Here is a 21,197-nt window from a genome sequence, read left to right as displayed (position 1 = left end):
GGTGCTGACAATTTGGTCAAATTGTGCAATTTCTTCGTCCTTACGACCCCATTTGGAAATCATAAAGGTTGATGTTTCATCAGCCATTTTCAATTCTAAAATATGATTGACTTTACCTGATTCTTTTCCTGTAAATTCGCGGTGTGCGGCTTCAAAAACAAGACCTTCAAAGATAACCCCAAAGCCTTCCCCGGCGATGAAAGACATACTGGTAATTGGACTTTGTCCACTGATTTTTCGACCAAAGAAAATCCCATCAGAAAGTGCCGTCTCTACAAATTCTGGTTTGGCTTCTCTAGTATTTTTACTTTCACGTTCCTCTGAGCGTTGTTTTTTAAGCTCCGAAACTTGAGCTTGCTCTGCCGTTTGAGCGGCCAAGCGAGCGGCTACTTTTTCGGCATGAGCAGCCACCTGTAAGTCGGTTAATTGTTGATCAACCACTGGAATAATTTTTAATTTTCCGAAACCAAAATCTGCGAATTTTTCTTCTAAAATTGGAAAGTATTTTTCAACAAAAAAGTCCATTCGTGGATTATCTTCAACCATCAACTGAATTTTTTCTTCCTGCAATTCAAGATGATATTTCTTAAAAATACTTGAAAATGCAGAATCACAAAGTTCAGGAAGTGTCAGCGCATATTGATAATAATCATTAAGTTTTTGCTCGTCAATGACTATTTCACGGCTGCTGACAGAAATTTCTGTACGAGCGATTGTAGAAAAAGCTGTCTCTGTCAATTCTGTCAGTAATTTATATGTGTCAATTGGTAAAATCTCGTCAAAAATTAACTGAAAGTGCCAGAGCTTACTTGCCGTATGCACTTCAACATTTTCAATATCAGCATGCTCAAACTGTCTAGAACGACGCAAGTTTGGTGGCATTTTGATCTGATCCATCAATTTCTCAAAAAGATTTTCCATGTTTTTCGACCCTTTATCTTATTTTTTCTATCTTCAAATAAATAGAATTTCAGTTCTCATTATAGCATAAAAAAATGATGATTTTCATGATTTTTTCAAGAATAAAATAACTGACAAAGCTGTCAGTTCATTCATTTTTACTTACTAATGATCGACAGTTCTGTCAGTAAAATTATTTGTTCGTTAAATGATTATTTTCATCCATTTTCCAAAAATAGAGTGCTTCTTCCAAAGTCTGTGCCTCACCACGTTTCATATAACGAATCATATGGCTGACCGTTTCAATTGTTTTAAATTCTGCTGGAATTCGTTCAAAGTGATTTAATTCTTTTTGAATTTTTTCTTTTTCTCCTAGAAGCTTTTCAAATTTAGAATTGAATGACTTTTTATATTTTAGTTCTTCTTGATTTACAATTATTTTTTCTTTAAATTTTATTGAATCATATCTGAATAAAAGGCAGAAGACTATAAAATATATGAGAGAGATAAACATTAAAAGAAGCAATGACAGTTCTAAAAAGACTCCCACTACTATAATAATAATGAAAAATACTAATTTCAAAACGAGTATTTGCCCCTGATGAAGCCGAATTCTCTGCTTACTAGAATGCTCCGAAAAAAGCTCGATATTTTGCTCTACTTTTGCCAAATCTTCAAGTAACTGAAGTACTTTTTGGCAATAAATTAAATCTTTATCGGTCTTTTCCATTACAAACTACCTTTCATTTTCTCTAACTAATCGAGCGAGTATCCGATTGAAGCCTCGTGGATCTTTGTATCCATGTTCAAAATAAAAATCTGTAAACTCAATCTCTTCAATTCTCAATTGTTGCTGAATCGCAAGTGAGAAAATATTAACATATTCTGCCATATCACTCGTTTTTCCGATGCATTGTAAACCAAGAATCTGATGTGTTCGTCTTTCATAAATCATCCAAATATTACTTGGCAAATGTCCTTCAAGATGTTCATTTAATAAGTGCACAGCATCTGCATCATAACCAAAATCAACCGCTTGTTTCATTGTAATTCCAGTCATGGCCATTACCAAATTTTTCATCGGAACATGATAAGTTCCTTGAGTGCTCGTAATTTTTTGCCGAGCTTCTAGCAAATTTATGGCCGCAATTTCTCCATCTCGAACAGCGTCTGACGCATGTGGAAGATAACGATTCTCTTCTAATAAATTGACATAAGTCGTTGAGACGTCACCCACTGCAAAAACATCAGGACAGCTTGTTTGCATATATTCATCAACTACGACTGCCCCTCTATCGCCTAACTCAACTTGTTGATTCAAAAGATAAGAATTAGGACGAAAACCGATTGTAAAGATGACCCCATCAACAACAATTTCTTGATTATTTGTTGTATGAACCACCGTATTTTCTCCATCAACGCTAATTTCTGTTACTTCAGTATTTAATAGGAGACGAGTCCCTTCAGCATTCATCCAGCTTTCCAACAAATGACTGGCAGGTTCATCAAGATAATCATTCAAAAGATTTTTATTGCGGTGAATGAGTGTCGTTTGAATTCCTCTATCTTGTGTGATTCGAGCAACTTCAACACCAGTCATTCCACCGCCAATGACTGCAATATTTTTAGCCGTTGCCAAAAATTCTTCAGCCTTTATTGCATCTTCCATACTCTTCAAAAAGTAAAGATTACTTTTTTTATCAAAAGGAACCGAGGTCATTGCCGGATATGAGCCCGTCGCTAAAATTAACTTATCATAATCGGTAACTTTTGTTTTCTTTGAGTTATTTCTACGGTAAAATACTTTTTTATGATTTGTATCAATTTCTTCTATCACAGTTTCCATCTGCATGTTCAATCCCGCTTCTTTTAATTCTTCTACCGAAGAATAGCTAGATTGAAAAAGCACAGATTTTTGACCCGCGAGGTAAGAAATAATTCCTTGAGAAACAAAAGAAACCTGATTACGCTTATCATAAAGCGTAATCTCGGCTTCTGGATATTCTTCAAGCGCCCGTAAACCAGCACAAATTCCGGCATGGGAGCTTCCAACAATAACAATTTTCATCGTAAATCTCTTTTTTATTTACTTAAAATTTCAATGGTATTAACAAGTTCATCTTTGTTGATTTCAACAACTTCACCTGTCGCACGAATTTTAACTTCAACAACGCCCTCAGCTGCTTTTTTACCGATTGTTACACGAACTGGAAGTCCAATCAAATCACTATCAGCAAATTTCACTCCTGCACGTTCATTACGGTCATCAACTAAAACTTGGTAACCTTTCCCACGGAGTTTTTCTTCAAGTTCAGAAGTTAATTCCATTGCTGCTTCATCTTTAACATTGACAGGTACAAGATGAATATCAAATGGTGCCAATTCTTTAGGGAAATTGATTGACCAGCTAAATTTGAATTCTTCTCTTGGTGTTTTTTCAACATAGATACGGGCAAATTGTTCCAAAATAGCTGAAAGCAAACGACTGACACCGATTCCGTAGCAGCCCATAAGCATTGGAATTGAACGACCATTGGCATCAAGAATATTAGCGTTCATGGCTTCTGTATAGCGAGTGCCCAATTTAAAGATGTGGCCAATTTCAATCCCACGTGCAAATTTCAAAGTTCCACGACCATCTGGTGAAATTTCACCTTCATTAACTGTACGTAAATCAACAAATTCTTCAACTTCAAAATCACGACCGAAATTAGCATTCTTGTAATGATAGCCATCAACATTCGCACCAACCACTGCATTTTTAATTAACTCAACTTTACGGTCAGCAATAATTCGAACATTTTCAAGACCAATAGGTCCAAGTGAACCAAAATGAGCTCCAAATTTTTCTTCAACTTCTGCTTCACTTGCAGCTTCAATAAATGACGCTCCAAGATGGTTAGTTAATTTCACTTCATTAAGTTGGTCGTTCCCGTTTAACAAAATAACAATTAACTCATCATCAGCATGATAAACCAAAGTTTTAACCGTTTGTTCTTCATCAATTTCAAGGAAGTCTGATACTTCATCAATTGTTTTAGCCCCTGGTGTTGCTACTTTTTCAAGTTCAAGTTCTTCTGTATAAGCGACATTGGGTTCAAACTGGCTTGTTGCCATTTCAATGTTTGCAGCGTAATCGCCACCTTCAGCATAAACAATGGTATCTTCACCAGCAACCAACCATTTACCAAGTTCTTCTTGGATTTCTGAAAGGACAGATTCTGGAATTTCATCAATTGAAGTAATATTTTTACTTAAAACAAGCCATTTTTCGAGATTAATGCGGTCATCAGTAATCGCAATAAACTCTTGACTATCTTTACCACCCATTGCACCAGCATCGGCAATAATCGGTTTAAAGTTCAAACCAGCACGCTCAAAGATTTTTTCGTAAGCTTTTTTATAATCAAGATAAGTTTCATCTAATGAATCTTGGTCAGCATGGTAACTATAACCATCTTTCATCAAGAACTCACGACCACGCAATAAACCATAACGCGGACGTTTTTCATCACGGAATTTTGTCGCAATTTGGTAAACATTGAGTGGTAATTTTTTATAAGAAGTGATTTCGTCACGGACAAGAGAAGTCATTGTTTCCTCATGAGTTGGTCCTAAAATGAAATCAGAACTATCACGGTTTTTTAATTTATATAAATCTTCTCCGTATGTTTCGTAACGACCAGATTCACGCCAAAGGTCTGCTGTCAAAAGACTTGGAGCAAGAAGTTCTACAGCACCAATCTCATCAAACTCTTCACGCATGATATTTTTCAACTTTTCAAGTACACGGTTTGCTAATGGCAAGTAGGCATAAATCCCTGCTGAAACTTGGCGAACATATCCTGCACGCATCAGTAAAGCATGGCTAATAACCTGGGCATCAGAAGGCATTTCTCGAAGGGTTGGTATAAGCATTTTTGATTGTTTCATAATTTTAAAATTTCCTTTATGAGTATGGTTCAACTTCTTTTTTCTGAATAGAAGACGAATAGATAATATTAGTTGACAAAAGCCCGTAGAATGTCATTCCATGTTACGGCCACAAAGAGCACAAGCATGAAGACAACTCCGACTAATGTGATAATTGATTCTTTCTCAGGCGAAAGTGCTTTACCACGAATTGCTTCAATAATATTTAAGACGATTTTTCCACCGTCAAGCACTGGAATAGGGAAAAGATTGACAATTCCTAAGTTAATTGAGAGCATAGCTAACAATTGAATAATTGTTGGTAAACCTGCTCTTGCCGCTTGTCTGCTGAGTTGATAGATGGCAACTGGCCCACCCAGTTTATCAAGACTCGGTCGTGCAATCAGACTTCCTAAAGCTCTGAAAATTGCTGTGGTCGCTTGTCCTGCTTGAACAAAACCACCTGTAATTTTATCAAAGAAGCCTGTTTTCATAGATTGCATGATTCCAACACGATAACTGCCATCCATTTTTTTAGGGGTAACTGTCAAAGTTTCTGATTTGCCTGAACGGCTAATTTCAAGTTTTAATTCTTTTCCATTAGAACTTGAAATTTCTGTGACCAATTTATCCCAATCTGCTGTTTTAGTTCCATTGACAGCTTGAATTTTATCTCCAGATTTCAAGCCTGCAGTGTAGGCTGGTGTTCCTTTTTCTACTTGCCCAATAGCATTAGAATTTGATGGAACGCCTCCTTGAATAAAAGTTAAAACGATAAAAGCGACAAGCCCTAGAATAAAGTTATTCAAAGGACCACCGAAATTCGTCAACATCTTATGAAAGACCCCTGCTGATTGATATTGAACATCAAGAGGAGCAATCCGGACTTCAGTGCCATCTTCTTCAATAATTGTGGCATCATGGTCAACTGAATAACGTTTGATTTCTCCAAACACTTCTCCTTCAATGAAAAGTTCTTTTTCAAAATCATATTCAGTGATTAACATTGGAACAGCTTCTTCTAATTCCACATGTTCTGACAGATTAATTCTTCTGACAATATTACTGACAGAATTTTCATCTCCTGAATTTACTGCTTCAGATTTACTGACAACCAGACTTGCAGCTTGTCCTTTTTTTATTTCAGTTTTATCATCACCCCAGCCAGCCAAACGAACATAGCCCCCAAGTGGTAAAATCCGAATCGTGTAGAGCGTTCCATCTTTTGCTTGATGAGCAAAAATCTTCGGGCCCATTCCTACGGCATATTCACGCACTAGAATTCCAGAACGTTTTGCCCACCAAAGGTGACCATATTCATGAATAGCGACAATAATACCAAAAATAATAATAAAAGTAATCAGAGTTTCTATCAATCGACTTCCTCCTTTAGATTAGAACAGTCCAAGTAGATGCATAATCGGAAAAACAAAAATAAGATTATCAAAACGGTCAAGAATTCCACCATGACCTGGTAAAATTTTACCAGAATCTTTCACGCCAAAATGACGTTTAATACTTGACTCCACGAGGTCACCAATCTGTCCAACAACAGAAAAGATAATGGTGAATGCAATAAGTTTTATATAACCAATATGTGGTAACTCTTTGGTAAATAGAAAATACATAATTAGAGCAACGACAACAGCTGAAACAATCCCACCAAGCGATCCAATCACCGTTTTATTTGGTGAAACAGAAGGTAAAAGTTTTTGTGGGAAACGGTCTTTGAGTGACCGACCAAAAGCGTATGCTCCAATATCTGTCGCCCAAACAATAAAGAGGGCTAAAAAGACAATATAAACACTTGTTTGGCGTGCTGTCAGTAAATTTTGAAAACCAATCCCTACGTAGAAAGCCGAAAGGAATGGAAAACCAGCATCAACAAAAGAATATTTTCCGTTTGAAAGCACCATTCCTGTCAGCATTGCAAACAAGAAAAGGGTAAAGAGCATCACTCCACCGTCAACATTAAGCCCTAGCCAGTGTTTGCCAACTGGTAAAGCAAGTGAAAGGGCGGCTAAAGTTGCTAAAATTCCTTCAAATGATAATAATTGAAGCTTGTACATTCGAAATAGCTCTTGCATGGCAATAATAACAAGCAATGCGACTAAAATTTGGAAGTAAGCACCTCCCAAGAGCAAAAGGGCTAGAAAAATCCCTCCTGCAACCACTCCTGTGATAATTCGTTGCATCATTATTTGACTCCTCCATATCTGCGGTCACGCTTTTGGAACGCAGCAATCGCTTTGTCCAATTCCGCTTCATCAAAGTCGGGCCAAGCGGTTTGCGCAAAATATAATTCACTATAAGCTGACTGCCAAGTCAAGAAATTAGACATCCGTTGTTCACCTGACGTTCTGATAATCAAATCGGGATCCCGAAGATTTTCAGGCAAAACAGCTGTTTGCAGATGTTTTGATAAATCTTCTTCGGTCAGTGTACTTAAGTCCTGTCCACTCTTAGCAAGTTCTTGAATGGCTAAGATGATATCACGACGTCCACCATAATTCATCGCAAAATTCAAAATCATTCCAGTATTTTCAGAAGTTTCTCGAGCCGCACGGTCAATAGAGTCTAAGGTTGCTTTTGGCATTCCTGCTCGTTCACCAATCATACGGATTTGAATATTTTCTTCTTTTAAAACTGGAACATATTTGCTGTAAAAGTCAATCGGTAAGCTCATAATGAATTTTACTTCATCTACTGGTCTTGTCCAATTTTCGGTAGAAAAAGCATAAACAGTCATCACTTTAATTCCACGTCTTGCACCATGAACGGCAACATCTTTTAGCGAATCCATTCCTGCTTTATGACCAAAAATTCGTGGTTTCCCCTTCTTTTTGGCCCATCGTCCATTACCATCCATGATAATCCCGATATGCTCTGGAAGCAATTCTTCTTGTTCTTTATTTTTTAAGTTATTAAACATAGTACCTCACATGGGAATTTTATGCAAAAATTGTATTTCATAAACTCACCAATATACTCTTTGGTTATTAAAGTTCTATTAAGATAAGAGCTTTCTGAAAAATAAAATTCTCTCATCCATTTTCAAAACTTTATTCGATACTTTCTCAAAAAGACAGTATTACTTTTCCATTTTACCATATTTTGATATAGATTTGTATCTCAAATTTTATTCGTCAGTATCCAAGTTTTATTCTTTTTGATAAATTCAAATTACCGATTGTTCTGTCAGTAAATAATTTTATAAAAAAATCCTGTCAGTAACTGACAGGAAAATAAATTGAGTCTATTGCCTCATCAAGAAAAAATAAATTATTTTTCTTCAATTGGGCTTTCCACTTTTGTTTCTTCTACTGTTTCTTCAACAACAGTTGCTTCTGGTGTTACACCACTTTTAACTGTTTTTACAGCTGCACGGTCAAAAGTTAAAATAACTCCTTCACAATCAAGTTCAATTGTTCCTTTTGCTGAATCAATACTTGAAAGAATTCCGTGTAAACCGCCAATTGTTACGATTTCTGAACCTGGTTGCATCGCATCCAATTGTTCTTGACGTTTTGATTGTTGTTTCTTTTGTTGACGGTTCATAAAGAACATCATCCCACCCATAACAACAACGATAAAAATAAGAGATAAGCCTGACATTTCTGTCTCCTTTGTAAGTTTTATTCAAATTTAAGTCCATTTCCGAACATTCTTCTTATTTTATCATAGTTTAAAAACTCTGTCAAATCAAGCTTTAGAGATGTTTAGTGGCTTCCCGAATTGAAAGTTTTGCCATTTCTTTTTCATGCCGCCCAATAAATTCTTGCACCCATCTTGGATTAGTTTTTGCTAAATCTCGCAAAGCCCAACCAATAGCCTTATTAATGAAAAATTCGTCAGCAAATGGAGAATGAGCAAGATTTTGTTCAATATTATAAGAAAGTAGCTCTAAATCTGTTTTTTCTTTTAAACTTAATTGACAATCTATCGCGATTCTACGAACCCAAAAATTTTCATCTTGGGCCCATTCTTTTACTAGCTGACTCACTCTTTCATAAGCTAGCCCCTCATCTTCAACCAACTTTGCCCGACTTGCCATTAAGATAAAGCCAACTAATTCATCAAGCGAATCCACTGTGTCCCACCAAGATTTACTAATCGTTAATTTTTTTATCTTCGCTAAATCTGCAAAAGTAAGCCATTTTTTCATTTGATGAAGATAATCGATCGCCAAATATTGAAATTCACGTTCAGGCAAGTTCCAAAGTTCAAAAATAAAATCCCATTCAATTTCTTTATTTTGTTTTTTTTCCTTTATAAATTCCTTACCTAAAAGACGTCTTTCGGGTGTTTTCAAACCAATAAATTCAAACTGATGGCGTAAATAAGCCGCTTGTTTTTCCGCATTTTCTAAATTTTTATTTTTGCGGAATTCTTCTATTATATTAATCATATCTCATTCTTTCATTTTTACTTATGATAAGCCGACCCTCGATTTATCATTTGTGCCCGATAAATCTGTTCAACTAAAACCAAACGCATCAGCTGATGAGGGAGAGTCATCCGACCAAATGAAATTTGCAAATCACTTCTTTTATAAACCTCATCGGAAAGTCCCAAAGACCCTCCAATTACAAACACAAGATTTCTTGTTCCGTAAACCTCGGCTTTTTTTACAAAATCAGCCAATTCCTCTGATGACATCAACTTCCCTTGAATTGCTAAAATTGCTAACTTATCTCCTGTTTGAATGCGAGATAAAATTTTATCCCCTTCTCGCTTCTTCAAAGCTTCTGCTTCTTTCTCAGAAGCATTATCCGGAATTTTTTCATCAGCTAGCTCGATAATTTCAAGTGGAAGCATCGTTCCCATTCGTTTAACATATTCGGCAATTCCATCTTTTAGATACTTCTCTTTTAATTTTCCAACAACTACTAATTTAATTTTCATCTTTATTTTTCTCCCAATCAAAGCTTTTATTACTTAAAAATTAAAAACTTTTTCCCCAATTTTTTACTCACTTTTACACCTTAGGCAATAAAAACATTTATAAATTCTTAAATTTATTTTATAATTTTACCCTTTTCCCCCATTGAAAACAAGATGAAAGCATGATTTATCAACATTTTTTCACTTTTTTCCACTTTTGTGTGGAAAACTCCTCTTAAATATCCACTTATCCTCATTAATTTTTAAATTATCCACAAAAATGTGGATAAACTATATTAGTTTGATTTTTGTTACTATTAAGGTATTATTAAGTGAGAGTAGTTATAATTACAACATAGAAATGCTACAAAGAGTAATAATTGAAAGGAATTATTTATGGCAAAAGCTAATATAGGAAAATTGCTATTAACTGGTGTTGTGGGTGGAGCCATCGCACTCGGAGGAAGTGCAATCTATCAAAGCACTACAAATCAACTAGGAAATGCTAACCGCTCAAATACGACGAGCACAAAGGTTAGTAATGTTTCGTTAAATGTCAATACCGATGTTACCTCTGCAATTAAAAAAGTTTCAAATTCTGTCGTTTCTGTTATGAATTATCAAAAACAGAATTCACAAAGTGATTTTAGTTCAATTTTTGGTGGAAATAGCGGCTCAAGTTCAGCTAATGACGGCTTGCAACTTTCCAGTGAGGGTTCTGGTGTTATTTATAAAAAATCTGGTGGAGAGGCTTACGTGGTCACTAACTATCACGTTATTGCCGGAAATAGCTCACTCGACGTTTTACTTTCTGGTGGGCAAAAAGTTAAAGCCACAGTTGTTGGTTATGATGAATACACTGACCTTGCCGTTCTTAAAATCAGCTCTGATCATGTTAAAGACGTGGCAACTTTCGCTGATTCAAGCAAATTAACTATTGGTGAACCAGCTATTGCGGTCGGCTCACCTTTAGGTAGCCAGTTTGCTAATACTGCAACGGAAGGCATTCTGTCTGCAACAAGTCGTCAAGTCACTTTGACTCAAGAAAATGGTCAAACAACAAGTATCAATGCGATTCAAACGGATGCTGCCATTAACCCTGGTAACTCAGGTGGAGCCTTGATTAATATTGAAGGTCAAGTGATTGGTATTACTCAAAGTAAAATCACAACGACCGAAGATGGTTCTACCTCTGTGGAAGGTTTAGGTTTTGCTATCCCATCTAATGATGTGGTAAACATCATTAATAAACTTGAGACTGATGGTAAGATTTCACGTCCTGCCTTAGGTATCCGTATGGTTGACCTATCTCAATTATCAACAAATGATAGTTCTCAACTGAAATTACCTAGCAGCGTAACTGGTGGAGTGGTTGTCTACTCTGTTCAAGCGGGTCTTCCTGCTGCCACAGCTGGTCTGAAAGCTGGCGATGTGATAACGAAAGTGGGAGATACTGCTGTTACTTCATCAACAGACTTGCAAAGTGCTCTTTACTCACACAATATTAATGATACTGTGAAAGTCACCTACTACCGTGATGGTAAATCAGCCACAGCAAATGTTAAACTCTCTAAATCAACAAGCGATTTAGAAACAAATAGTTCATCTTCTTCTAATTAATATATCATTGATAAAAAAGTCTTCTTGAAAGAAGGCTTTTTTCATACTAAAGTCTGAAATTTTGTAAAATAATAATTTTCCATTTTTCTTTTATTGATTTATGGTAAAATAAAGGTAAGCATGAAAATTTTACTTTACTTAGAAGCCGAACAATTTTTGAGTCATTCAGGAATTGGTCGTGCAATGAAACATCAACAACGCGCCCTTGATTTAATGGGCATTGACTGGACAAAAAATCCTGAGGATGATTATGATATCCTCCATTTAAATACTTATGGTTTTAGCAGTTGGAAAATGTTAAAGAAAGCCAAAAAAGCAGGAAAAAAAGTAATCTTTCATGGTCATTCGACAAAAGAAGATTTTCAAAATTCCTTTATCGGCTCAAATATTGCCGCTCCTTTCTTTAAACAATATTTAATGCACTTTTATCGGGCAGCTGATTTAGTGATTACACCAACTGATTATTCTGCTAGTTTGCTTCGTTCTTATGGAATTAAATGCCCAATCCTCCCCATTTCAAATGGAATTGATTTGGCTAAATATTCCCGAAGTGAAGCTAAAGAACAAGCTTTTCGTGACCATTTTTCTTTGAAAACTGACCAAAAAGTTGTCGTAACCGCCGCTCTTTATTTTAAACGTAAGGGAATTGATGACTTTATCAAAGTCGCTGAAAGAATGCCTGACGTGACATTCATCTGGTTTGGTTACCAAAATTTATGGACCATTCCTGGATGGATTCGTCGCATTGTGAAGAAAAATCATCCTAAAAATGTTCTTTTCCCTGGCTATATCAAAGGCGATATTTTTGAAGGTGCTATGACTTCTGCTGACGCATTCTTTTTCCCTTCACGTGAAGAAACAGAAGGAATCGTTGTTCTTGAGGCTTTGGCTAGTCATCAAAAAACCGTCGTTCGAGATATTCCGGTCTATCATGGCTGGCTTGATTCAAATGCTGTAAGTATGGCTTGCGATATTGATGGATTTGTTAGCCAGCTCCAAGATGTTTTAGATGGGAAGGTAGATAAAACAGAAGCCGCTTATCAAGTGGCTGAAAGTCGGACAATTGAAAAAGTAGCGCAACAATTGGCTGATGCCTATCAACAGACTTTGGAACTTTGATTTTTTGAATGATTTATTGATATAATGGGATAAATGAATTTACTGACAGACTAGACTGGTCAGTAATCTTAACTGACAAAAATGTCTATCATTAAATTAATGATAGACTTTACAGAAATATAAACGGGAATTTATTTATGAGAGTTGGACTTTTTACAGATAGCTACTTTCCACAAATCAGTGGTGTAGCAACAAGTATTCGCACTTTAGCCATAGAGCTTGAAAAACTAGGGCATGAGGTTTTCATTTTTACAACAACAGACCCAAATGCTGATGTGGACCACGAACGAAATATCATTCGCTTGCAATCTATTCCGTTTGTGAGCTTGGCTGAACGAAAAATTGTACTCAAAGGCGTTTTTGCTGCCTACTTGATTGCGAAAGAATATGACTTAGATATCATTCATACCCAAACTGAGTTTGGAATGGGAATCTTGGGTAAAATGGTTGCTGCTCAATTACGTATTCCTGTCATTCATACTTTACACACTAAGTATGAAGACTACGTTTATTACATCGCTAAAGGACGTTTGATTCGTCCAAGTATGGTCAAATATGTGATTCGTAATTTCTTACGAGGAACTGAAGCGATTATTTGCCCAAGTGAAATGGTTCTGGAAACAGTCAATAGCTATGGCGTAACCCTTCCTAAACGGGTCATTCCAACAGGAATTGAAATCGACCGATTCAAACGTGACGATATTAAACCTGAAGAATCCGCAAAACTCCGCGCTGAGCTTGGTTTACAAGAAAATGAAATCATGTTACTCAGCCTTTCACGAATTGCTGCCGAAAAAAATATCCAAGCGGTTATTCACGCGCTACCTGATATTTTAGAAGAGTTTCCCGTGAAACTTGTGATTGTTGGACATGGTCCCTACGCTGAAACGCTAAAAGATTTAGTAGATTCACTCGAATTATCTGATAAAGTTATCTTTACAGGTTCCGTTGAAAATGAGCAAACTGCTTATTATTATAAAGCCGCAGACTTTTTCATCTCTGCCTCTACCTCAGAAACACAAGGGCTCACTTATCTTGAAGCAATGGCAGCAGGAACAAGAGTTTTAGCAGCAAAAAATCCTTATTTATCTGAATTAATCAATGATGATGAATTTGGAAGACTTTTTATCGGTGATGACGATTTAGCTGAAGTTACTAAAAGTGCGATTCGTGACTTACACCCAATTGATAAAGATAAATTTGAAAAGAAACTCTATGAAATTTCAGCAGAAAATTTTGCTAAAAAAGTTTATCTCTTCTATATTGATACAATTATCGAATATAATAACCTTAAATCTATTGAGGCGGAGCGTTTCCCAATGAAAATGGAAGATACCATTCGCCAAATGCCAGTTACTGTTAAACGTTCACTTAAAAGAGAACAAATTCGGGCAAAATATTTTGCTAGAAAAGCCAGTAAACTTGCCAAAAATCTACAAAGTTATGTTAAAATAGATAAGGACAAAGAACAGGACTAATGGGGTTAATCCTGAAAGCTGTTCCTTTGAAAATCAATTGTAAGTAAAAACAATTTTATAAAAAACAAAGTTTTGCTTTGCAAAACGCCGAAAGGAATTTTTAAGAAATGAAATCACATTTGTTAGCAATTATGAATCGCTTAAATCGTTTAGTTGAAGGTGGCGATCCAAAAGAAACTTATAATTTTGAACGTGAAGGCGAAGTAATGCTCACAGTGAGCTACAGCCCAGAAGATGAAGCATTTGCTTTACGTTATCCTAAACAAAAAGACGCTTCTTTGTTCGATGACATCGACCTTGTTGCCATTGAAATTTATGATATGATTTATTAAAAAATTACTGACAAACAACTTAGATTCGCTCTTGATCGTTTGTCAGTGATTTTTTTGTTCTTTTGTTTCATTGTTTCTGATTTATTATTGATATTTTACTTTTTTTATAGTAAAATATCAATAAAATACATTAGGAGTCATTTATGAAAAAGAAAATTTGGATGTCTTTGGGAATCACTGCTCTTGCAGTCGTCACTCTCTCTGCTTGCTCGACTAAAAACTCTGATGCGGCAAAAAAAGCCTTTATCTCAGATACAGTTGCTTTGAATAATTCAAAAACCGATAATGCACAAAATATTAAAATCGATGTTAATGAATTTAAACTTCATGGCGAAGACCGTTCAGAGCTTAATAAATTATTCAGTAAGGGTGCTGGGCTTGATTTAAACATTGGACTTGATCGAACCCATCAGCTTGCAGCACTTTCTGGGAAATTTACATTAGATAAAAAAGATTATAATTTAGGCATGATGATGTCACAAAAAGGACTTTATCTCGCTAGCACAGATATCAAATCACTTTATGATAATAATAAAGCTTTAATTCCAAGTTCTGCTGACGCCATAGCAACTGTTTACGGAGCAATGATTGATAGTCTGAATAAATCTTATTTATTGATTGATTCGAAAACAATTGATTCTCTTGGTCAAAGTTCTGATGAAAAATGGGAATCAACTTTTAAACAAATGTTTAAAACGACACAAAAAGTGACACAAGCTGATTTAGAAAAAGAATTTAAAGATATTCCAAATTCTAATTTCACTAAAGTTGGTGATAAAGTCAGTGTAAAATTCTCTGGTAAAGATATTGAAGTCAAAGATTTGATTGATCAGCTCAGTACTACTTACTCCATCCCTAAAAAACAAATGGAACAATTGATTAAGGAAAGTAAGAATCTTGACATCAGCAAACTTTCAGTTAAACTTACGATTGATAAAAAGGCACACAAAATGACCGGAAATCTCTCTGGTAGCCTTTCTGACAAAAAAGAAAAAACCAGTGCCGACCTCGACATTTCACTGAATTCAACACTCAGCAAACTAAAAGAAGCCATTAAAGAACCTGCTTCTACAGACACTAATACACTTGAAGAAATGCAAAATGCAGCATTTGAAAAACTGATGAACCAAGCAAGTGCAGCCTAAGATTAAAAAAGTTACTGACAAGTAAAAGCTTAACTTTAGGCTTTCTGTCAGTAACTTTTTTTAATGTTTTCCATAATAAATTTCATCAATTTCATCGGTATAAGTCCCATCATCATTATGGACAATGAGAGGTGGGAGGAAGATTTCTCCCCCTTCTTTTCCATCTTTAATGGCATCAATCAACAAAATATTAGCTGGTTGATTCGCTTTGGGATAGACGAACTGAATCCATTTAGGCTGCAAATTATTAGCCCGCATCTTATCAACAATTTCTAAAAAGCGCTCGGGCCTATGGACCATGGCAATATGACCATTCGTTTTCAGTAACTTTTTACTAATCTCAAAAATTTCATCCAAATTTGTTGTCAGTTCATGGCGTGCTAGAGTATAATGCTGACTTTCATTTAGATGACTGTCAGCTGAGTCTACTTTAAAATAGGGTGGATTACAAAAAATCAAATCTGTACTAGAAGTATGAAGATGATTAAGCGCCTGATTGAGATTATCATTAATGACCGACATTCTGTCAGTAAGTTCATTAAGCTCAATCGAACGCTGCGCCATGTCAGCCAGACGTTCTTGAATCTCTAGCTCAATGATCTGTGCATTGGTTTTAGAGCTCGCAAAAAGACCCACTGCCCCATTTCCCGCGCACATGTCTACAATTTTTCCACGTTTTGGCAAGCGCGGAAAACGAGCCAGCAAAATCGCATCTATGCTAAAAGAAAAAACCTCTCGGCTTTGAATAATTTTGACCCCACTACTGGCGATTTCATCAATTCTCTCATCCATCTTCAATTCGATATTTTCCATAATTTCATTATATCACAGACCCCGACACATCTTCTAACAGTACCTGTTAAAATACCAAAATGATAAACACCAAAAAATGATAATCAGCACGAACTAATTATCATTTTTATTTACCTTTTTTTGTCAGCTAGCTGCTCTGTCAACTGAATTAAAAATTCAACTGCTAATTGCTGACAGAAAGCTTGTCAGTATCATTAATGACTAGTATTATTTGGCTTCATACCAAGTTTTACCAGTATTTTCATCTACTTTCAATGGCACAGCAAGTTCAATTGCTTCTTCCATTGTTTGCTTGACAAGTGCCTGAATCTCTTCTAATTCCTCAAGTGGAACATCTAGAATAATTTCATCGTGCACTTGCAATAATAATTTTGATTTTGATTGACGTTCCGTCAGCGCTTTATCCAGATTAATCATCGCAATTTTCAAAATATCCGCTGCAGAGCCTTGGATTGGCGAATTAATTGCCGTCCGCTCCGCAAAACCACGAACATTAAAATTACGTGCATTAATATCTGGAATCTTACGACGACGATGACTCATTGTCTCAACAAATCCTTTATCTCTAGCCTCGCGAACAATATTTTCCATATAAGTTTTAATGCCAGGATAACGTTCAAAGTAAGTTTCAATATAATTTTTGGCATCTTTTCTTGTAATTCCCAGATTTCTTGCCAAACCAAAATCCGAAATTCCATAAACCACACCAAAATTGACTGCTTTTGCATTTCGGCGGTCATTTGCCGTGACATCTTCTGCTTTTTCAATGCCAAAGACCCGCATAGCCGTTGACGTATGGATATCAGCCCCATGTTTAAAGGCGTCAATCAAATGCTCATCACCAGAAATATGAGCCAGCACTCGCAATTCAATTTGTGAATAGTCGGAACTCAACAAAAGAGAATCTTGACTGGGCACAAATGCCTTACGAATCTTTCTTCCTTCTTCCAGTCGAACAGGAATATTTTGCAAGTTCGGGTCAACCGAACTCAAACGACCGGTCTGCGTCAAGTCCTGAACATATCGCGTATGGATTTTTCCATCATCAGCAATTTGCGGAATCAAGCCTTTAACATAAGTCGATTGTACTTTATTGATTTGACGATATTCCAAAATCTTTGCCACCACTGGAGATAAAGCAGCCAAGTCTTCTAAAACGTCCACCGCCGTTGAATAACCCGTTTTTGTTTTCTTACCTACTGGCAATTGTAATTTTTCAAATAAAATCACTCCCAGTTGTTTTGGTGAATTAATATTAAATTCTTCACCAGCCAACTCATAAATTTCACGAGTCAACGAAGCCAATTTTTCTTCGTTTTCTGCGCCAATTTCTTCCAAAGTATTTTGACTGACAGAAATTCCTGTAATCTCCATTTTTGCCAAAACTTCTGCTAATGGTAATTCCATATCAGACAAAAGATGTTCTTGTTCATTTTCAATAAGTTCAGCCATCATTTTTTCTTTGGCACGAGCTAAAACTCTGATTTTACGAGCCAAATGGTCAAACAAAATCTCATCATCAGGTAGAGCAAGTTTTGTACCTTTGCCAAAAATTTCCTCATCGGTGACCAAATGTCCCACATCAAAAAGTCGTGCAATGGTTGAAATTTTATTATCTTCCGTTGTAGAAATTAAATATTTTGCAAGCATAGCATCAAATTTAACCAGAGGCAATTCAATCTTTAAATGGCTCAAAAGTACGCGATTTTTCTTGAAATCATAAGTATTTTCAGGAAATTTCATTTCTGTCAGTAAATCCAGATTTTTTGAAACATAAATTTTCTCAGCATTTCCCCAAGCAAATGCCACAATCTGCTCACGATGATAATTTTCACCCAAAGTTTCCAAATAAAAGAAATCATCAGCATTGACTGAAGCAACTGAACTTTTGTCAGTAACTATTTCAAACTTAATTTCTTCACTGACAGTTTCGTCAGTAACTTCTCCACCGCCGTCAGCTAATAACTTACTTTTGAATTGTGAAAATCCCATTTCATCATAAAATTGACCCAGTTCAGCCACATTTTTTTCTTTTAAAAGCGTATCTTCTAAACCAATTTCAAGAGGAGCTTTCGTATTGATTGTCGCCAATTGCTGTGACAAAAAGGCCATTTCCTTGTCAGCAATTAAATTATCCTTCATCTTGCTGGCCTTTAGCGTCTCAACATTTTCATAAAGATTTTCCAGTGAACCAAATTCCTGTAAAAGTTTAAGACCCGTTTTTTCACCAACTTTAGTGACGCCAGGATAATTATCCGAAGCATCGCCCATCAAGGCCTTCAAATCAATGAATTGTGATGGCGTAAGTCCCATTTTTTCTAAAAGATAGTCAGGCGTAAATTCTTCAAACTCAGCCACACCCTTTTTAGAAATTTCCACTCGTGTATTTCCATCGACCAGCTGAATCATATCCTTGTCCCCGGTCACAATGGTCACATCGAAATTCACATCAGGCGCTTCAGCCATTTTATCCAAAGTTCCGATAATATCATCGGCCTCATAGTTTGCCAACTCATAGTGCCGAATCCCTAACTTCTCAATCATTTCCTTAATAAAAGGCAATTGCTCGCGAAACTCATCAGGTGTTTTTGAACGTCCCCCTTTATAATCCGCAAACATCTCCGTCCGAAAAGTGGTTTTCCCCGCATCAAAAGCAATTAAAACATGTGTCGGTTGAATTCGTTCCATCAAAGAAGATAACATCGTATGAAAAGCAAAAATGGCATTTGTATGTAAGCCATTAGGTGCTTTGAACCGATCTAACTGATTATATAATGCGAAAAACGCTCGAAAAGCAACCGATGACCCATCAATTAGCAAAAGTCTATTCTTATCTTCCATCTCTATTATCTACCTCTATTTTTCTACTTTTTATTCTATTTATTCTATTTTACTTTTAATTCAAATCAATTTATCTCTCAAATCAATAAAAAATGAGCTTTACTAAATTATAACATTTTAAACACTCCTTTTGGAATTGCTCAGCTCTATCCATTTTTAGAAAAAAGCACTTCCATCAGTAAAAATAAAAAATAATAATCCTTGACATGGAACGCGTTTCATAAATTAGAATAGAATCATCAAAGAAAAGGAGTTCACAAAATGAAAATTAAACACATTTTTACAGATATGGATGGAACATTGCTTGACTCACATGGAGCTTTATCTGATACCAATCACTGGTCAATATACTACAGTGAGTTACCAATTACCCTAGTTTCAGCACGTAGCCCATTAGAAATGAGTGATGTGATAGAAAAATTACAACTTTCCACACCACAAATTGCTTTCAATGGAAATTTAACATTTACACAAAATCAATTCGGCCTTCAAATTTTAGATAAAAACACCCTGAACTCAGAAACAGTATTCCAAATTTTAAATTATGTTTCAAGTGAATTTCCGAAAGTAAGTCTAAACTGGTATAGTCTTGCTCACTGGTATACCAACAAACAAGATAAAGGAACCTTTGTCCAAAAAGCATTGACAGGCCTCGAACCACGAATCAAAACTTTCGATGGACAATCAGAAATCTATAAGATTATGATGATTGTTTTTGACCAAAATGAACTTCATCAACTTCAAAATCAACTTAATCAATTGGAAATTCCAAATATCGCAATTCAACAAAGTGGTCAGTGGTATTTAGAAATTACATCTGATAAAAGAACAAAGGCCAATGCGGTTCAATCCATCCTTAACGACGAAGCATTAGATTTTACACAAATTGCTGCAATTGGTGATGGTCATAATGACATTCCTCTCCTTAAAGCCGCAGGTCTAGCCATCGCAGTGGATAACGCTAACCCAGAAGTTAAAAAACATGTTAAAATGGTAGTAGCAAAGAACATAGAGCATGGTGTGGCAGAGGCCATATCAGCCATCAATACCCTCAATGAACAGGTAATTTAATGACCTCACTAACCGATTTATCAAAACTCAGTGGCTATTCAAAAGCTACAGTTTCACGTGCCCTTTCTGGAAATGGCTACGTATCTCCCGAAGCTCGGACAATCATACAAGATTTAGCAAATGAATTGGATTACACTCCTAATGCTATTGCACAAGAACTTGCTGCCGGAACAACCAAGAATATCGGTGTCGTTCTACCTTATGTTAAGCACCCATTTTTCAGTCAGATTTTGGAAGGAATTCTTGATAAAAGCTTTGAAACTGGCTATAAGATTGTCATTCTTCCCTCAAATTATGATCAAAATTTAGAACTTCAATACTTAGAGCAATTACGCAAAAAAGCCTTTGAAGCCTTAATCTTTACCTCTAGAAAAATATCTGAGGAAACTGTTCTTAAATACCAAAAATATGGTCCAATTATCTTATGCCACAAACCTAAGTCCAAGACAATATCAGCCAGCTATGCCGAAAGAGAAATCGGATATCGTGATGCTTTTAAATGGCTTAAAAAACAAAACTGTACAAATATCGGTTTTCTTTTCTCACGTTATAAAAGCCCAACCACATCCGTCACCCTCCAGACCTATAGCGAAATATATAAACAAGCAGTTAGGACTGACCAAATCAAAACGGGAGCGGTCTCCTCAACAGACGGTTACGACTTAGGAGCAGAACTTACTCAATTTGATAGTATTTTTGCCAATTCAGATGATATTGCTGCAAATGTTTGGCGATGGTTTGAACAAAACAAACTCCCCAAACCAAATATAATTGGCCAAGAAGCACTGATTGCAGGCCAACTATTAAATCTCCCAACTGTTGACAATCACTTTTTACAAATTGGAAGATCAGCATTTGAATTAGCCATTTCAAAAGAAATAAAACAACTAGCCATAAAATCAGAATTCATTCTCCAAAGATAAAAACAGCCCTTAGGGGCTTTTAACTTATCGAGAAATAAGGAACCAAGAACACAAAAAAAAGGAGCCTTAGCTCCTTTAGTTCACTTGGCCACTCGCATATCTCCCAGGGGGCAACCCCCAAGTACTTCCGCCGTAGATGGACTTAACTTCTGTGTTCGA

18 protein-coding genes and 1 pseudogene are annotated in these 21,197 nt (G+C 36.0%); 7 read left to right on the top strand and 12 right to left on the bottom strand.

Annotated elements, in window-relative coordinates; genetic code table 11:
- Nucleotides 1-327: 327 nt before the first annotated feature.
- From RSC39_RS07855 to rlmH, 10 genes and pseudogenes are all read right to left on the bottom strand, one after another.
- Nucleotides 328-921: pseudogene (locus RSC39_RS07855) on the bottom strand (PolC-type DNA polymerase III N-terminal domain-containing protein); the annotation flags it as partial.
- Between the two features lie 172 nt (nt 922-1,093).
- On the bottom strand, nt 1,094-1,630 hold the full coding sequence (locus RSC39_RS07850) for a hypothetical protein (protein ID WP_332536364.1): 537 nt from the start codon (nt 1,628-1,630) through the stop codon (nt 1,094-1,096).
- A 6-nt stretch (nt 1,631-1,636) separates the two neighbouring features.
- Nucleotides 1,637-2,968 carry an FAD/NAD(P)-binding oxidoreductase gene (locus RSC39_RS07845; protein WP_332536362.1) on the bottom strand — a complete coding sequence of 444 codons (1,332 nt, stop codon included), beginning with the start codon at nt 2,966-2,968 and terminating at the stop codon, nt 1,637-1,639.
- A gap of 14 nt (nt 2,969-2,982) precedes the next feature.
- Complete coding sequence (locus RSC39_RS07840) at nt 2,983-4,833, bottom strand: proline--tRNA ligase (RefSeq protein ID WP_063281261.1); 1,851 nt, start codon at nt 4,831-4,833, stop codon at nt 2,983-2,985.
- A gap of 68 nt (nt 4,834-4,901) precedes the next feature.
- Nucleotides 4,902-6,188 carry an RIP metalloprotease RseP gene (gene rseP / locus RSC39_RS07835; protein WP_332536360.1) on the bottom strand — a complete coding sequence of 429 codons (1,287 nt, stop codon included), beginning with the start codon at nt 6,186-6,188 and terminating at the stop codon, nt 4,902-4,904.
- A gap of 18 nt (nt 6,189-6,206) precedes the next feature.
- Nucleotides 6,207-7,010: a phosphatidate cytidylyltransferase gene (locus RSC39_RS07830; RefSeq protein ID WP_011677190.1), complete on the bottom strand. Its 804-nt coding sequence runs from the start codon at nt 7,008-7,010 to the stop codon at nt 6,207-6,209.
- The gene (locus RSC39_RS07825; RefSeq protein WP_011836054.1) at nt 7,010-7,744 is read right to left on the bottom strand and encodes an isoprenyl transferase; all 735 of its coding nucleotides are present in this window, start codon (nt 7,742-7,744) and stop codon (nt 7,010-7,012) included. Before RSC39_RS07825 ends, RSC39_RS07830 begins: the two co-directional genes overlap by 1 nt.
- Nucleotides 7,745-8,094: 350 nt before the next feature.
- Nucleotides 8,095-8,427 carry a preprotein translocase subunit YajC gene (gene yajC, locus RSC39_RS07820; protein ID WP_011836055.1) on the bottom strand — a complete coding sequence of 111 codons (333 nt, stop codon included), beginning with the start codon at nt 8,425-8,427 and terminating at the stop codon, nt 8,095-8,097.
- A 94-nt stretch (nt 8,428-8,521) separates the two neighbouring features.
- A complete protein-coding gene (locus RSC39_RS07815) occupies nt 8,522-9,220 on the bottom strand; it encodes a DNA alkylation repair protein (RefSeq protein WP_332536357.1) in 699 nt (232 codons plus the stop codon).
- Between the two features lie 17 nt (nt 9,221-9,237).
- Nucleotides 9,238-9,717, bottom strand: coding sequence for a 23S rRNA (pseudouridine(1915)-N(3))-methyltransferase RlmH (gene rlmH / locus RSC39_RS07810; protein WP_063281263.1), 480 nt, complete (start codon nt 9,715-9,717; stop codon nt 9,238-9,240).
- A gap of 375 nt (nt 9,718-10,092) precedes the next feature.
- Here rlmH and RSC39_RS07805 point away from each other — a divergent pair, with 375 nt between their 5' ends.
- The 5 genes from RSC39_RS07805 to RSC39_RS07785 all read left to right on the top strand — a co-directional run bounded on the left by RSC39_RS07805 (nt 10,093) and on the right by RSC39_RS07785 (nt 15,390).
- Nucleotides 10,093-11,316, top strand: a complete 1,224-nt coding sequence (locus tag RSC39_RS07805) for a S1C family serine protease (protein WP_063281264.1) — start codon at nt 10,093-10,095, stop codon at nt 11,314-11,316.
- Between the two features lie 120 nt (nt 11,317-11,436).
- The gene (locus tag RSC39_RS07800; protein WP_332536354.1) at nt 11,437-12,435 is read left to right on the top strand and encodes a glycosyltransferase; all 999 of its coding nucleotides are present in this window, start codon (nt 11,437-11,439) and stop codon (nt 12,433-12,435) included.
- A 137-nt stretch (nt 12,436-12,572) separates the two neighbouring features.
- Nucleotides 12,573-13,913 carry a glycosyltransferase family 4 protein gene (locus RSC39_RS07795; protein ID WP_046124364.1) on the top strand — a complete coding sequence of 447 codons (1,341 nt, stop codon included), beginning with the start codon at nt 12,573-12,575 and terminating at the stop codon, nt 13,911-13,913.
- 107 nt (nt 13,914-14,020) lie between these two features.
- A complete protein-coding gene (locus RSC39_RS07790; RefSeq protein WP_003130579.1) occupies nt 14,021-14,245 on the top strand; it encodes a YkuJ family protein in 225 nt (74 codons plus the stop codon).
- A gap of 143 nt (nt 14,246-14,388) precedes the next feature.
- Complete coding sequence (locus RSC39_RS07785; protein WP_332536350.1) at nt 14,389-15,390, top strand: hypothetical protein; 1,002 nt, start codon at nt 14,389-14,391, stop codon at nt 15,388-15,390.
- A 60-nt stretch (nt 15,391-15,450) separates the two neighbouring features.
- On the opposite strand, the gene RSC39_RS07780 is transcribed toward RSC39_RS07785, so the two are convergent.
- Both RSC39_RS07780 and polA read right to left on the bottom strand, forming a co-directional pair.
- On the bottom strand, nt 15,451-16,203 hold the full coding sequence (locus tag RSC39_RS07780; protein WP_021037961.1) for a tRNA1(Val) (adenine(37)-N6)-methyltransferase: 753 nt from the start codon (nt 16,201-16,203) through the stop codon (nt 15,451-15,453).
- A gap of 207 nt (nt 16,204-16,410) precedes the next feature.
- A complete protein-coding gene (gene polA / locus RSC39_RS07775; protein ID WP_063281267.1) occupies nt 16,411-19,044 on the bottom strand; it encodes a DNA polymerase I in 2,634 nt (877 codons plus the stop codon).
- A gap of 261 nt (nt 19,045-19,305) precedes the next feature.
- Here polA and RSC39_RS07770 point away from each other — a divergent pair, with 261 nt between their 5' ends.
- Nucleotides 19,306-20,115, top strand: coding sequence for a Cof-type HAD-IIB family hydrolase (locus RSC39_RS07770; protein WP_332536346.1), 810 nt, complete (start codon nt 19,306-19,308; stop codon nt 20,113-20,115).
- Nucleotides 20,115-21,038, top strand: coding sequence for a LacI family DNA-binding transcriptional regulator (locus tag RSC39_RS07765; protein ID WP_332536344.1), 924 nt, complete (start codon nt 20,115-20,117; stop codon nt 21,036-21,038). The genes RSC39_RS07770 and RSC39_RS07765 overlap by 1 nt, the downstream gene beginning before the upstream one ends.
- Nucleotides 21,039-21,197: the final 159 nt, after the last annotated feature.

Source organism: Lactococcus sp. (assembly GCF_036648155.1).
Lineage (GTDB): Bacteria > Bacillota > Bacilli > Lactobacillales > Streptococcaceae > Lactococcus > Lactococcus cremoris.
The sequence above is the reverse complement of the archived record's forward strand: the minus strand, read 5'-3'. Positions and strand labels throughout refer to the sequence as shown.